At 67.0% G+C, this 12,862-nt stretch carries 12 protein-coding genes; 7 read left to right on the forward strand and 5 right to left on the reverse strand.

Annotated features, from left to right (window positions below; translation table 11 throughout):
• The first annotated feature begins 207 nt into the window (after window positions 1-207).
• Complete coding sequence (gene dkgB / locus E4487_RS00750; RefSeq protein ID WP_175252526.1) at window positions 208-1,011, forward strand: 2,5-didehydrogluconate reductase DkgB; 804 nt, start codon at window positions 208-210, stop codon at window positions 1,009-1,011.
• A 79-nt stretch (window positions 1,012-1,090) separates the two neighbouring features.
• Here dkgB and E4487_RS00755 read toward each other — a convergent pair whose 3' ends face one another.
• The 3 genes from E4487_RS00755 to E4487_RS00765 all read right to left on the reverse strand — a co-directional run bounded on the left by E4487_RS00755 (window position 1,091) and on the right by E4487_RS00765 (window position 5,215).
• A complete protein-coding gene (locus tag E4487_RS00755) occupies window positions 1,091-3,298 on the reverse strand; it encodes a TonB-dependent siderophore receptor (RefSeq protein ID WP_175252527.1) in 2,208 nt (735 codons plus the stop codon).
• Window positions 3,299-3,433: 135 nt separating this feature from the next.
• Entirely contained in the window at window positions 3,434-4,381 is a 948-nt protein-coding gene (locus tag E4487_RS00760; RefSeq protein ID WP_037052378.1) for a helix-turn-helix transcriptional regulator, read from the reverse strand.
• A gap of 90 nt (window positions 4,382-4,471) precedes the next feature.
• Window positions 4,472-5,215 (reverse strand): SDR family oxidoreductase, encoded by a 744-nt coding sequence (locus E4487_RS00765; protein ID WP_175252528.1) that lies wholly within the window; start codon window positions 5,213-5,215, stop codon window positions 4,472-4,474.
• Between the two features lie 232 nt (window positions 5,216-5,447).
• Here E4487_RS00765 and E4487_RS00770 point away from each other — a divergent pair, with 232 nt between their 5' ends.
• The 3 genes from E4487_RS00770 to E4487_RS00780 all read left to right on the forward strand — a co-directional run bounded on the left by E4487_RS00770 (window position 5,448) and on the right by E4487_RS00780 (window position 8,064).
• The gene (locus E4487_RS00770; RefSeq protein ID WP_037052208.1) at window positions 5,448-6,890 is read left to right on the forward strand and encodes a SulP family inorganic anion transporter; all 1,443 of its coding nucleotides are present in this window, start codon (window positions 5,448-5,450) and stop codon (window positions 6,888-6,890) included.
• A gap of 147 nt (window positions 6,891-7,037) precedes the next feature.
• A complete protein-coding gene (locus tag E4487_RS00775) occupies window positions 7,038-7,640 on the forward strand; it encodes a nucleotidyltransferase domain-containing protein (RefSeq protein ID WP_175252529.1) in 603 nt (200 codons plus the stop codon).
• Complete coding sequence (locus E4487_RS00780; RefSeq protein ID WP_175252530.1) at window positions 7,630-8,064, forward strand: hypothetical protein; 435 nt, start codon at window positions 7,630-7,632, stop codon at window positions 8,062-8,064. Before E4487_RS00775 ends, E4487_RS00780 begins: the two co-directional genes overlap by 11 nt.
• 141 nt (window positions 8,065-8,205) lie before the next feature.
• Here E4487_RS00780 and trpA read toward each other — a convergent pair whose 3' ends face one another.
• Window positions 8,206-9,015 (reverse strand): tryptophan synthase subunit alpha, encoded by an 810-nt coding sequence (gene trpA, locus E4487_RS00785; protein ID WP_134676655.1) that lies wholly within the window; start codon window positions 9,013-9,015, stop codon window positions 8,206-8,208.
• A complete protein-coding gene (gene trpB, locus E4487_RS00790; RefSeq protein ID WP_134676656.1) occupies window positions 9,012-10,223 on the reverse strand; it encodes a tryptophan synthase subunit beta in 1,212 nt (403 codons plus the stop codon). The genes trpA and trpB overlap by 4 nt, the downstream gene beginning before the upstream one ends.
• 121 nt (window positions 10,224-10,344) lie before the next feature.
• Here trpB and E4487_RS00795 point away from each other — a divergent pair, with 121 nt between their 5' ends.
• The 3 genes from E4487_RS00795 to E4487_RS00805 all read left to right on the forward strand — a co-directional run bounded on the left by E4487_RS00795 (window position 10,345) and on the right by E4487_RS00805 (window position 12,813).
• Window positions 10,345-11,232, forward strand: a complete 888-nt coding sequence (locus E4487_RS00795) for a LysR family transcriptional regulator (protein WP_134676657.1) — start codon at window positions 10,345-10,347, stop codon at window positions 11,230-11,232.
• 121 nt (window positions 11,233-11,353) lie between these two features.
• On the forward strand, window positions 11,354-11,875 hold the full coding sequence (locus tag E4487_RS00800) for an RNA polymerase sigma factor (protein ID WP_175252531.1): 522 nt from the start codon (window positions 11,354-11,356) through the stop codon (window positions 11,873-11,875).
• Window positions 11,872-12,813, forward strand: coding sequence for a FecR family protein (locus tag E4487_RS00805; protein WP_175252532.1), 942 nt, complete (start codon window positions 11,872-11,874; stop codon window positions 12,811-12,813). Before E4487_RS00800 ends, E4487_RS00805 begins: the two co-directional genes overlap by 4 nt.
• Window positions 12,814-12,862: the final 49 nt, after the last annotated feature.

A 12,862-nucleotide genomic window follows, 5' to 3' on the forward strand; every position in this document is an offset into this window, starting at 1 on the left:
AGGTGTTTGCCAGGTTGTCGGCTTTTTCCGCATGAGTCTGGCCCGGATACTGCCTCTCCAGCAAGCCTGCTCACCCTGTCTGGCCGGAGGCCATGTGCATCCTGGCTGCGGCCGTGCAACTTTTCCCGCAGTGAGCGGGCCGAACCTTTCATTCCCTGAGCCACCCGGCGCTCGTTCAGTGCGGTGCAACCCATGAGGAGACACGTCATGACATTCCTTCCCCCTGTCGGCCTTGGCACATTCCGCCTCAAGGACCAGGTCGCCATCCACGCTGTGCGCAGCGGCCTCGAACTGGGCTACCGGCATGTCGACACCGCGCAAGCCTACGGCAACGAAGCGGCGGTCGGTCAGGCCATCGCCGAGAGTGGCGTGGCCCGCGACGAGCTGTTCGTCACCACCAAGGTCTGGACCGAGAACCTCGGCCGTGGCCGGGTGCTCGCCAGCCTGCAGGAGAGCCTGCAACGCCTGGCTCTGCAGCGCGTCGACCTGACGCTGATCCACTGGCCATCGCCGCACGACGAGATTCCCGTGGCGCAGTACCTGGAGGAACTGCTGGAAGCCAAGCGCCAGGGGCTGACATCGGCCATCGGTGTTTCCAACTTCACCATCGCCCATCTGCGCGAGGCCATCGCTGCGGTGGGTGTCGAGGAGATCGCGACCAACCAGGTGGAAATCCATCCGCTGCTGCAGAACCGCAAACTGGTCGATTTCGCCCGCCAGCAGGGCATCCACCTGACGGCCTACATGCCGCTGGCCTACGGCAAGGTGCTGGTCGAGCCGGAGATCCAGCGCATCGCTGCCGCGCATGGCGCCAGCCCGGCGCAGGTGGCCCTGGCCTGGTCGCTGCAGCAGGGCTATGCGGTGATTCCGTCGTCGACCAAACGCGAGAACCTGGCCGCCAACCTGGCCGCCGCCGACCTGCGCCTGAGCGACGCCGACATGGCCGCCATCGCCGCCCTGGAGCGCGCTGAGCGGGTGGCCAACCCGGGCTTCGCGCCGCGCTGGGATTGAGCTTGCCGGTCCGCGCAAGTGACGTCAGCGCGGGGCTCATGCGAGAAGCTGCCAACCGGGGCTGGATGGCAGCCGACGCTCAGAATCTCGCGCTCAGGGTCAATTGCAGGTTGCGCGGCTCGCCATACCAGAGCTGGCTGTAGAAGCCGATCTGCTCGAGGTATCGCTTGTCGAAGACGTTGTTGAGGTTGGCGGTCGCCGCGATGTGTTCGCTGATCTGGTACCTGGCCATCAGGTCGACCAGGGCATAGCTGTCCGCGCTGACGTCCACCGGGCCGTTGGGGCTGCCGGTGTTGGCGCGTGAGATGCCGCTGCGCCAGGTCGTGCCACCGCCCAGGGTCAGGTCCCGCAGTACACCGTCCAGCCGGTAAGTGGTGAACAGCTTGAACTGCGTGCGTGGGTGGGTGGTATTGATCGCCTTGCCCTCGGCATTGCGGGCGATGAAGTGGGTGTAGCTGGTGGACAGGTTCCACGCCTCGCTCAGCGCGCCGCTCAGTTCCAGGTCGAAGCCGTCGACCACGGCCCCCTCGCCGGCCTTGTAGGCCTGCTGGCTGGGGTCGGCGATCAGGAAGGTATCGGGAATGGCCTCGGCCAGGCCCTCCTGCCTGGTGCGATAGACCGACAGGGCGGCGTTCAGCTGGCCGTCCAGGTAGCCCGCCTTGATGCCGAGTTCGTAGCTGTCGCCGCTGACCGGATCGAGGAAGCTGCCATCCGGCGCGCGCTGCGTCTGGTTCTTGAAGATGCTGGTGTAGCTCGTGTACAGGCTGTAGGTCCGGTCGAGTTCATAGACCAGGCCGGCGTAGGGCGTGACCTCGTCGCTGTAGCGATAGGTGCGCTGGGTGCCGAAGTAGTTCTGTTCGATCTCCCAGGTGCTGACGCGGACCCCCAGGATCAGATGCAGCGGATCGGCCAGCGACAGGCGCGTCACCGCATAGCCGCCGGTCTGGCGGATATCGGTGCGGTCGCCGTTGGCGCGCGTGCCCGACCAGATGGGCTCGGCAATCGCGCCGTTGCTCCAGTCCAGTTGCGAGTCGGCAATCGGCGCGGTGCCGGGCAGCGGCAGGTACTGGTCCATCTGCAGGTCGTCGGCGATGCTCATCCAGCCGAACGCGGCGTCATGCGTGCGGCCCAGCAGCTCGAACGGCCCGCTGCCGGTCAGGTGCCAGTCGTCGCGGGTGCGCTCGCCGTCATACTTGAGGAAGCTGGCGCTCATGCCTGCGTCGTTGCGCTCCGGATAGCCGCCGCGAAACACATAGCGCATCGCGTAGTCGGCCTCGGTGCGGCTGTAGGCCGCGCGTAGTGTCCAGTCGTTTTCCAACTGGTGTTCGAGATCGATGAAGGCGGTGTTCGACTCGGTGCCGAAGTACGACCACTGGGTGTTGTTGGCCGTGGAGCGTCCATAGTGGGTGCGCGACCCGTCGGCGTAGAACATCGGCACGCCCGCGCCCATGCCGTCGGTATCGTTCTTCTGGTGTTCGAGGCTCAGCGTGAGTTGCGTGCGTGGGGTCAGCTCCGCGCTGATCACGCCGTACAGGGTTTCACTGTCGTAGTGCTGATAGTCGATGAAGGTATCGCGCTCGGAGTAGGCTGCCACCACGCGGGCTGCGATCCGGCCGTCGGCCGTCAGCGGGGTGGAGACATCGATATCGCCACGGCGCTGGTCCCAGCGTCCGCTGCCGAGCGAGCCGCCGATGGCGAACTCTGGCAGCGGGCGCTTGCGGATGAAGTTGACCGCTGCCGAAGGGTTGCCGGCGCCGGTCAGCAACCCTGTGGAGCCCCGCACGATCTCGACGCGATCGTAGATCGCCGAGTCGACATCGGTGGCGCCGAAGTTCCAGAAGTTGTTGATCGGCGAAGCCAGGCCATCGAACTGGAAGTTGTCGATGTCAAAGCCGCGAGCGGAGAACGACACGCGATTGCTGTCGCTGCGGCTCATCGAGATACCGGGGGCGCTGGCGAGTATCGCGGCGGTGTCGCGCAGGCCGCGATCTTCGATCTGCTGGCGGGTGACGACGCTCACCGATTGCGGCGTCTCGCGGATCGACAGCGGCAGGCCCACGGCGGTGGACATGCTGCCGGTGGTGTAGCTGCCGGTACCCTCGGTTTCGGACTGCGGCAGCTGCGTGCCCTGCACGTTCATCGCCGGCAGCGTCAGGCTGCTTTCGTGTGCGTCTGTGTCTTCAACGTCCTCTTGCGCAGCTGCGCCTGCCGTCAGGGGCAGCAGGGCGCTGGCGAGCAATGCGCGGCGCAGGGTCGGGGCGAGCGGGAGGATCGAGCATTTCGACATTGCAGGCGTCTCATCGGGAAAGTTTGTCGATGAGAATTATTCACATTTGACCGGGCGATACCTTTGCTCGATGCCAGTGTTCCTTTGCCGGATGCCAGGCCTGGAACGACGCTGCGAGGATGCTGTCGGGCCTGGCTAGATGGATTCGCGGGGCGCTACGCCGAAGTGCTGCCGGTATGCGGTGGCGAAGTTGCTGGCATGGCGGTAGCCGACGTAGTGGGCGACATCCTGAACGCGCCAGCCCTGTCCGAGGTACTGCCTGGCCAGCTCCATGCGGCGCTGGCGCAGGTAGGCCATGACGCTGACGCCATAGGCCTGCTGGAACTTCTGGCGCAGGGAGCTGGGGCTCATGCACGCCAGCTGTGCCAGCTGATGCAGGCTGTGCTCGGCTCCAGGTTCCTGATGCAGGTAGTCGCGTACCCGCTCCAGCAGGCTGCGGTCACGTGGGTTGAGCGAGGGCGCGTGGCGCTCGTCGGCGTCGATGGCGTTCAGGCCATGTGCCAGCAGCTGCAGTGCCAGGCCTTCGTGCAGCAGGCGCTGCAGGCAACCGTGCGAGCGTTCGCCGGCCAGGGCCTGCAGGGCAGGCTGCAGGTCTGCCGGAACGCTCCAGCGTTGCGTGTACACGCGGCGCTGTCGGAGGCTGGCACGCAACAGATCGGCCAGTTGCTCGTCCGCCAGGTCATCGATGTCAGCGATGGACAGGTTGAGACCACGCAGGTGGTGATGAGCGTGATGCCGGGCACTCTGGCCGGGCCCGTCCTGGCTGAGCAGGGTGACGCCCTGACCCGGCGTGAGGGTGGTGGAGGTGGTGCCGTCGAGCTGGGCCTGTCCTTCCAGCAGGACGATCATGGTGAGACTGGGGGCGGTGAAGGACTGCGCCTGGTAGCCGTGCAAGGTGTGCACCTCGGAGCTGACCAGGGTCATGCCCAGACGGGTTTGCTGCTCGTTGATGTAGCCCCGCATCACGCACGGGTTGTCTTCATGCTGTGGGCCAATCAGGCTGTAGTGCACATGATGACGGCGGCCCAGCTGGCGCAGGTCATCCAGCGAGTAGAGGCATGGGGCGTGCAGGGGCTGGACCATGGGCGTCACCCGGGCGGCGAAAACGCAGATGATAACATTGATTATCATTTGCGTATTTCGATGATATGGCGCGCCCTTGCTGCCCTGGGACTAGCGCCCGCCGGCGATATCCAGCAGTGCGCCGGTGGTGTAGCTGGCCTTGTCGTCGAGCAGCCAGACGATCGCCTCGGCGACTTCCTCGGCACGTCCGGCGCGTCCCAGCGGGGTGCCCTTGCCCAGGCGCTCGGCACGATCCGGCTGGCCGCCGCTGGCGTGAATGTCGGTATCGATCAGCCCCGGACGCACGGCGTTGACCCGCACGCCCTCGCCGCCCAGCTCCTTGGCCAGGCCACGGGTCAGGACGTCCATGGCGCCCTTGGCCCCGGCATAGTCGACGTACTCGAAGGGTGAGCCGAGGCTGGCAGCCACCGACGACACCAGCACCATCGAGCCGCCCGCGCCGCCACGGCTGCGGGCCATGCGCCGGGCGCCTTCGCGGGCGGTGAGATAGCTGCCCAGCACGTTGACCTCGAACATGCGCCGCAGGCGCTCGTCGCTCATGTCCAGCAGCGGCAGGGGCGGTGCAACGATGCCGGCATTGACCACCAGACCCTGCAGCGGTCCGAGTGTGTCCATGGCTTCGAACAGCCGCTGCACGTCGGCTTCGATGGCCACGTCGCCCTGCAGCGCGACGGCCTGGCCGCCGGCCGCCTGGATCTGCGCCACCACCGCGTCGGCGGCCGCGCGATCCTCGCGATAGTTGACGCCGACCGTCCAGCCCTGCGCGGCGGCCAGCAGGGCAGTGGCGCGGCCGATGCCACGGCTGGCACCGGTAATCAGCAGGTTCTTGCTCATCAGCGGGATCCTCGTCGGTTTCCGCTCAGGTTACCCGCGCGCGCCATCCAGCCCAAGCCGCATTGCACGCAGATCGGAATGCCGCCACCGCCCTCTGCTGGCGAGCTTGGCCCGTTGCCATCAGTCAGTGTTTTGCCCGCTTCACTGGTTGCCCAGGCGCATGGGCGCTACCATGCGCCCCCCTTTTTTCTTCATCCGCCATCGCCCGGTCCAGCCGGCTAGCCGAGACGTCATGAAACCCGCACGCATACGCGCCGACCTGCTGGCCGGCCTGACCTCCTCCTTCGCCCTGGTGCCGGAGTGCATCGCCTTCGCCCTGGTCGCCCAGCTCAACCCGCTGATGGGGCTGTACGGCGCCTTCATCATCTGCACCCTCACCGCCCTGTTCGGGGGCCGTCCCGGCATGGTTTCCGGTGCGGCCGGCTCGATGGCCGTGGTGATCGTCGCCCTGGTGGTGCAACACGGTGCGCAGTACCTGCTGGCCACCGTGCTGCTCGGCGGCGTGCTGATGATCCTGTTCGGCCTGCTGCGCCTGGGCAAGCTGGTGCGCATGGTGCCGCACCCGGTGATGCTCGGCTTCGTCAACGGCCTGGCCATCGTCATCGCGATGTCGCAGCTGGAGCACTTCCATGCCGAAGGCGGCTGGCTGCAAGGGGCCGCGCTGTCCTGGATGCTGGGCCTGGTGGCGCTGACCATGGCCGTGGTCTACCTGCTGCCGAAGCTGACCCGCGCGGTGCCGCCGGCGCTGGTGGCGATCCTCGGCGTCGGCCTGCTGGTGTACCTGCTCGACCTGCCCACCCGCACCCTTGGCGACATGGCGCATATCGCCGGCGGCCTGCCGCAATTCGCCCTGCCGGACATTCCGTGGAACCTGGAGACCCTGCGCATCATCGCCCCCTACGCGGTGCTGATGGCGCTGGTCGGCCTGCTGGAAACCCTGCTGACCCTCAACCTCACCGACGAGATCACCCAGAGCCGCGGCAACACCAACCGCGAGTGCGTGGCGCTCGGTGCGGCCAACATGGTCTCCGGCGCGTTCGGCGGCATGGGCGGCTGTGCGATGATCGGCCAGACCATGATCAACCTCAGCTCCGGCGGCCGTGGCCGGCTGTCCGGCGTGGTCGCCGGGGTGATGATCCTGCTCTTCGTGCTGTTCCTTTCGCCGCTGATCGAGCGCATCCCGCTGGCCGCGCTGGTGGGCGTGATGTTCGTGGTGGCGCAGCAGACCTTCGCCTGGGGCTCGCTGCGGGTCGCCGGCAAGGTGCCGGCCAACGACGTGCTGGTGATCGTCGCGGTGACCGCCATCACCGTGGTCACCGACCTGGCCACCGCGGTGCTCTGTGGCATCGTCATCGCCGCGCTCAATTTCGCCTGGCAGCATGCCCGTGAGCTGTATGCCGACAGCGACCTGCAGGCTGACGGCAGCAAGCTGTACCGTGCCCATGGCACGCTGTTCTTCGCTTCCTGCACCACCTTCCTCAATCAGTTCGAGCCGGCCGACGATCCGCAGCAGGTGACGCTGGACTGCCGCCACCTGAGCTTCGTCGACTACTCCGCCATCGCCGCGCTGAAAACCCTGCGCGAACGCTACGAGCGCGCCGGCAAGCACCTGCGCGTGGTGCACCTGTCCGAGCGCTGCAAGCAACTGCTCAAGCGTGCCGGGGCGGGCGAGTAGGGGCCTCCGCCCATGTGCAGGCGTTAGCACGGGGCAGTGATCAGCGAGGGCGGTGCCGGCAGCGCTGCCTGCAATCTTGCTGAAAGAGCATTGAAGAGTCCCTGTTTAGGACTTATCGTTCCACTATTGGGACTCAGTGGGGCTTCTATGCCAACTCTTTCATTAAGCGAGGCGCTGTTCACCGGCACCCAGCGCAAGGTGCTGGGGCTGCTGTACGGCAAGCCGGAGCAGAGCTTCTATGCCAACGAGATTGCTCGTCATGCGCAGGTCGGCAAAGGCAGTCTGATGCGTGAACTGGAGCGGTTGCAGCAGGTGGGTATCCTGACCCTGACCCGCCAGGGCAATCAGACCCATTACCAGGCCAACCCGGATTGTCCGATCTATGCCGAGTTGCAAGGTATCGTACGCAAGACCTTTGGCATCGGTGCGCCGCTGCGCGAGGCGCTCGCGCCGCTCTCCGCGCAACTGACGTGGGCTTTCGTCTATGGTTCGCTGGCCAAAGGCCGCGAACATGCCGATAGCGATATCGACCTGATGCTGATCGGCGACAGCCTGCGCTATGCCGAGGTGATGGAACACCTGCTGCCGGTCGAGGCGCAACTGCGGCGTACCATCAATCCGACGCTGTACACTCCGGGCGAGTGGCAGGCCAGGAAAGCCGCTGGCAACAGCTTCGTGCTGCGCGTGGCGCAGCAGGAAAAGATCGAGTTGATCGGCCACGATCCGGAGGGAACCGAACATGGTCAGTAACGACAATCTTGAAAACCTGCTGCGCACGGGTGGCCTCAAGGCCGAACCGCCAGACCGCAGGGAATGCGAAGGACTGCTACGCTCGGCCATTGATCGCCTGCAGGATGCCCATGCACCCAAGCTGTCATTCGCCAGCCGCTTCGACCTCGCCTATAACGCTGCGCATGCACTGGCGTTGACCGCGCTGCGTCTGCGTGGCTATCGCTCCGACCGTCGATACCTGGTGTTCCAGTGCCTGACGCACACGCTGGCGGTCAGCAAGGCACAGGTGCGCCTGTTTGCGCTGTGCCATGATCGGCGCAATCTGGCGGAGTACGAAGGGTACATGGACATGGATGAGCCGCTGCTGGCCGAGTTGGTCGCGACGACCGATGAGCTTTTACCTGTGGTCCAGGAAGCCATGGCGACGGCTTGGCCGGCATGAGCGCTCAGGCTGGCTCCAGCCTGGCGAATCCTGTCGGTCAGTTCGTAGCGACCGCTGTTCTCCACTCGGGCGCCCGTGCCAGAGAAAAAAGCCGCCGACGGATCGCTCCGCCAGCGGCTTCTTCACTTGCCGGAGATGGGTTCAGCGGCGCGCGTTGCGCACGCCTTCGGCCAGTTCGCGGCACAGGCTCAGTACGCCGTTGACCGCTTCGCTCGGCGAGGTCGCCTGGGCGATCTTGTCGATCAGTGCCGAGCCGACCACCGCACCTTCGGCGCGCTTGGCCACTTCGGCGGCGTGCTCGGGGGTACGGATGCCGAAGCCGATGCACACGGGCAGGTCGGTGTGGCGGCGCAGGCGCGCCACGGCTTCCTCGACATGATCCATGGTCGCCGCACCGGCGCCGGTGACGCCGGCCACCGACACGTAGTAGACGAACCCGGAGCTGCCGTTGAGGACGGTCGGCAGGCGCTCGTCATCGGTGGTCGGCGTGGTCAGGCGGATGAAGTCGATGCCGGCGGCCTGGGCCGGTTCGCAGAGCTCGTCGTTGTGCTCCGGCGGCAGGTCGACCACGATCAGGCCGTCGACGCCAGCGGCCTTGGCATCCGCGATGAAGCGCTCGACGCCGTAGCAGAAGATCGGGTTGTAGTAGCCCATCAGTACCAGCGGTGTGTCCTGGTTGCCGGCGCGGAACTCGCGGACCATCTGCAGGGTTTTCACCATGTTCTGCTTGCCGTCCAGCGCACGGATATTGGCCAGCTGGATGGCCGGGCCGTCGGCCATCGGGTCGGTGAACGGCATGCCCAGCTCGATCACGTCGGCACCGGCATCGGGCAGGCCCTTGAGGATCTCCAGCGAGGTGGCGTAGTCGGGGTCGCCGGCGGTGATGAAGGTGACCAGCGCGGCGCGGTTCTCCGCTTTCAGTTCGGCGAAGCGGTTGTGCAGGCGGCTCATGCGTGTTTCTCCTGTTCGCCCATGTGGTGCATCACGGTTTGCATGTCCTTGTCGCCACGACCGGACAGGTTGATCACCATCAGGTGGTCCCTGGGCAGCTTGGGCGCGCGCTTGAAGGCTTCGGCCAGCGCGTGGGACGACTCCAGCGCCGGGATGATGCCTTCCAGGCGGCAGCAGTGGTGGAAGGCCTCCAGGGCCTCGTCATCGCTGATCGGCACGTACTCGACGCGCTTGATCTCGTGCAACCAGGCGTGTTCGGGGCCGACGCCGGGGTAGTCGAGGCCGGCGGAAATCGAGTGGGCGTCGGTGATCTGGCCGTCCTCGTCCTGCAGCAGGAAGGTGCGGTTGCCGTGCAGCACGCCCGGCGCGCCGCCGGCCATGCTCGCCGCGTGCTTGCCGCTGTCGATGCCGTGGCCGGCCGCTTCGACGCCGACGATCTGCACGCCGGCATCATCGAGGAAGGGGTGGAACAGGCCAATGGCGTTGGAGCCACCGCCGATGCAGGCGACCAGCGAATCGGGCAGGCGCCCTTCCTTCTCCTGCAACTGCTCGCGCACTTCGTTGCCGATCACCGACTGGAAGTCGCGGACCATTTCCGGATACGGGTGCGGGCCGGCGGCGGTGCCGATCAGGTAGAAGGTGTTGTGGACGTTGGTCACCCAGTCGCGCAGCGCTTCGTTCATCGCGTCTTTCAGGGTGCCGGTGCCGGCGGTGACCGGGATTACCTCGGCGCCGAGCAGCTTCATGCGGAAGACGTTGGCCTGCTGACGGTCGATGTCGGTGGTGCCCATGTACACCACGCACTGCATGCCGAAGCGCGCGGCCACGGTGGCGGTGGCCACGCCGTGCATGCCGGCGCCGGTCTCGGCGATGATGCGACGCTTGCCCATGCGCTTGGCCAGGAGGATCTGGCCGATGCAGTTGTTGATCTTGTGCGCGCCGGTGTGGTTGAGGTCTTCACGCTTGAGGAAGATCTTCGCCCCGCCGAAGTGCTCGGTCAGGCGCTCGGCGAAATACAGCGGGCTGGCGCGGCCGATGTAGTCGCGCTGAAAGTAGGCCAGCTCGTCGAGGAACGCCGGATCATCCTTGGCCTTCTGGTATTCGGCGGCCAGCGAGTTGATCAGCGGCATCAGGGTTTCGGCGACGAACTGGCCGCCGAAGCGACCGAACAGGCCGCGATTGTCCGGGCCGTTACGCAGTGAAGTCATGACAAGCTCTCCTGGGATTCTCCATGTAGGAGGAGGCTCCTACGCGATGTGTCCACCCTAACTGCATGCAGCGGGGAAAAAAAGCGATAAGATCGCCGCAATACGTCAGGAAAACTCACCTATGAAGAGCAGCCTGCCTCCCCTCAATGCGCTGCGTGCGTTCGAAGCCGTGGCCCGTCTGGGCAGCCTGAAGCAGGCGGCAAGCGAGCTGAACGTGACGCACGGGGCGATCAGCCGACAGATCCGGCAACTGGAAGAGCAGCTCGACCTGAGCCTGCTGGCCAAGGACGGGCGTGGCGTAAAACTCACCGATGCCGGCCTCCGCCTGCGCGATGCCGCCGGCGAAGCCTTCGAGCGCCTGCGCAGCACCTGCGCCGAGCTGCGGCGCGAGGCCGAGGAGCGCCCGTTCGTGCTCGGTTGCCCGGGCAGTCTGCTGGCGCGCTGGTTCATTCCACGGCTGGATCGCCTGCAGCGCGAGCTGCCTGAGCTCAACCTGCAACTGTCGGCCAGCGAAGGCGAGCTGGACCCTCGGCGCCCCGGTATCGACGCCACCCTGCTGTTCGCCGAGCCGCCCTGGCCTGGCGACATGCAGGTGTACGAGCTGGCGACCGAGCGCATCGGCCCGGTGCTCAGCTCGCGTCATGCCCGTCATGCCGAACTGGCCGGGCAGGCAGCGGGCGTGCTCCTGGGTGAGCCGCTGCTGCATACCGCATCGCGGCCGCAGGCCTGGCCGCAGTGGGCGGCGGCCCAGGGCCTGGCGCCGGCGGGGCTTAAGCTGGGGCAGGGCTTCGAGCATCTCTACTACCTGCTGGAGGCCGCTGCCGCCGGGCTCGGCGTGGCCATCGCGCCGCAACTGCTGGTAGCCGACGACCTGGCTGCCGGGCGCCTGAGTGCGCCCTGGGGCTTCATCGACACGCCGGCTCGTCTGGCGCTCTGGGCGCGGCGGGACGACCCGCGCAGCGAACGCCTGGCCGCTTGGCTGCGCCATGAACTGCAGCGCGCGGCATGATCCCGGTGACGTGCGGGCGATCGGCTTCATGCTGGTGATAACTATTCTCGATTGCGTGTATGCTGGCGGCCCCTTTCAGCGGTCGGGCATGCGCCGGGCCTTCGAGAACCTTGCGATCCTCATGCGGCGCCGTGCTCCCTCCTCCCTGCTGCACAGCTTCCAGACCCACTACGGGGATCTGCTGCGCTTCCTGTCCCGGCGCCTGGGCGACTCCCAGCGTGCGGCGGACGTCGCGCAGGACACCTGGCTGCGCCTGGCCGATCATCCGGACGAGCAGCGCGTGGAGAACCCGCGCGCCTATCTGTTCCGCGTCGCCGGCAACCTGGCCATCGACAATCTGCGCCGTGACAGCCGCCTGGCCGAGCTGCACGTGGAGGAGGACGTGCTCGACGAGCTCAGCGATCCGCTGGCGGCACCGGAAAAACACCTGCTGGCGCAGGAAAGCCTGGTGCAGCTCGATGCGGCGCTCGCACAGTTGCCGGCCAAGGCGCGCGAGGCCCTGCTGCTCAACCGCCTCGACGGCCTGACCCACGCGCAGATCGCACGGCGCCTGGGGGTGTCCGAGAGCATGGTCGGCAAGTACCTGGCCCAGGCCATGCGTCATTGCCGCCAGTGGCGTAGCCAGCAGGGAGGTGAGCGATGAGCGAGGTCGAGCCTCTCAGCCTGGACGATCAGGCCGTCGATCATCTGCTGCGCCTGCACAGTGGCACTGCGGGGGCCAGGGAGCGTGCGGAGTTCCAGCGCTGGCGCAGGCAGAGCGCGGCGCACGAACATGCGGCCCGCGAAGCCGAGGTGCTGTGGCAGGCGCTGGGGCACACCCAGGCGGCGGCCCGCCATCGCCGGACCGCGCAGCGCAGCTGGCGCCTGCCGGCCATGGCCGCGGTACTGTGCCTGGCACTGCTGCTCGGCCTGCTGGCGGCGCCGCGCACCCTGGTCGGGCTGTATGCCGACCACAGTACCGCCGTCGGCGAACGACGCCTGGTGCAGCTGGATGACGGCAGCCGGGTCTGGCTCAACAGCGGCAGCGCCCTGTCGGTGGATTTCAGCGCCACGCGGCGCGATGTGCGCCTGTACCACGGTGAGGCGTTGTTCGAGGTGGCCAAGGATCGCCAGCGGCCTTTCGTGGTGAGCGCTGGCGACGGTCAGGTGCAGGCGCTGGGGACGCGCTTCGACGTGGACCTGCATGGCGCGCAGGCGCAGGTGACGGTCAGCGAGGGCGTGGTGCAGGTGGCCAGCGGTGGCGCCGCACCGCTGCGCCTCGGCGTGGGGCAGCGCGTGAGCTATCGGCCCGGCGTGGCGCCGGGTGCGGTGCAGGCGCTGGACCCGAGCAGCACCAGTGCCTGGCAGCGCGGCAAGCTGATCTTCAACCAGCGTCCGCTGGGCGAGGTGCTCGCGGAGCTGGAACGCTACCTGCCCGAGCGCATCCTGCTGCGCGACGAGGCACTGCGCCGGCGCAAGATCAGCGGCGTCTTCGACCTCGACGACCCGCAGGCGCTGCTGACCACGCTGGAGCGTCTGCAGCCGGTGCAGATCACCCGGCTGCCCTGGTTGATCCTGGTGCGATCGGCGCCACGCGGCTGACGGGCAGAATTTTTTCTGCAGGCGGCTGCAAGATCCTGGCGGCTGTTTC

This window comes from Pseudomonas sp. BMW13 (genome assembly GCF_013357275.1).
GTDB classification, from domain to species: Bacteria; Pseudomonadota; Gammaproteobacteria; order Pseudomonadales; family Pseudomonadaceae; genus Aquipseudomonas; species Aquipseudomonas khazarica.

Excerpts from the sequence above, each read along its gene's own strand:
- trpA (WP_134676655.1), bottom strand. The coding sequence starts at position 9,015 with ATGAGCCGCCTGCACAACCGCTTCGCCGAACTGAAAGCGGAGAACCGC.
- E4487_RS00780 (WP_175252530.1), top strand. The coding sequence starts at position 7,630 with ATGGTCAGTAACGACAATCTTGAAAACCTGCTGCGCACGGGTGGCCTC.
- E4487_RS00775 (WP_175252529.1), top strand. The coding sequence starts at position 7,038 with ATGCCAACTCTTTCATTAAGCGAGGCGCTGTTCACCGGCACCCAGCGC.
- E4487_RS00795 (WP_134676657.1), top strand. The coding sequence starts at position 10,345 with ATGAAGAGCAGCCTGCCTCCCCTCAATGCGCTGCGTGCGTTCGAAGCC.
- trpB (WP_134676656.1), bottom strand. The coding sequence starts at position 10,223 with ATGACTTCACTGCGTAACGGCCCGGACAATCGCGGCCTGTTCGGTCGC.
- E4487_RS00800 (WP_175252531.1), top strand. The coding sequence starts at position 11,354 with ATGCGGCGCCGTGCTCCCTCCTCCCTGCTGCACAGCTTCCAGACCCAC.
- E4487_RS00760 (WP_037052378.1), bottom strand. The coding sequence starts at position 4,381 with ATGGTCCAGCCCCTGCACGCCCCATGCCTCTACTCGCTGGATGACCTG.
- E4487_RS00805 (WP_175252532.1), top strand. The coding sequence starts at position 11,872 with ATGAGCGAGGTCGAGCCTCTCAGCCTGGACGATCAGGCCGTCGATCAT.
- E4487_RS00770 (WP_037052208.1), top strand. The coding sequence starts at position 5,448 with ATGAAACCCGCACGCATACGCGCCGACCTGCTGGCCGGCCTGACCTCC.
- E4487_RS00765 (WP_175252528.1), bottom strand. The coding sequence starts at position 5,215 with ATGAGCAAGAACCTGCTGATTACCGGTGCCAGCCGTGGCATCGGCCGC.
- dkgB (WP_175252526.1), top strand. The coding sequence starts at position 208 with ATGACATTCCTTCCCCCTGTCGGCCTTGGCACATTCCGCCTCAAGGAC.
- E4487_RS00755 (WP_175252527.1), bottom strand. The coding sequence starts at position 3,298 with ATGTCGAAATGCTCGATCCTCCCGCTCGCCCCGACCCTGCGCCGCGCA.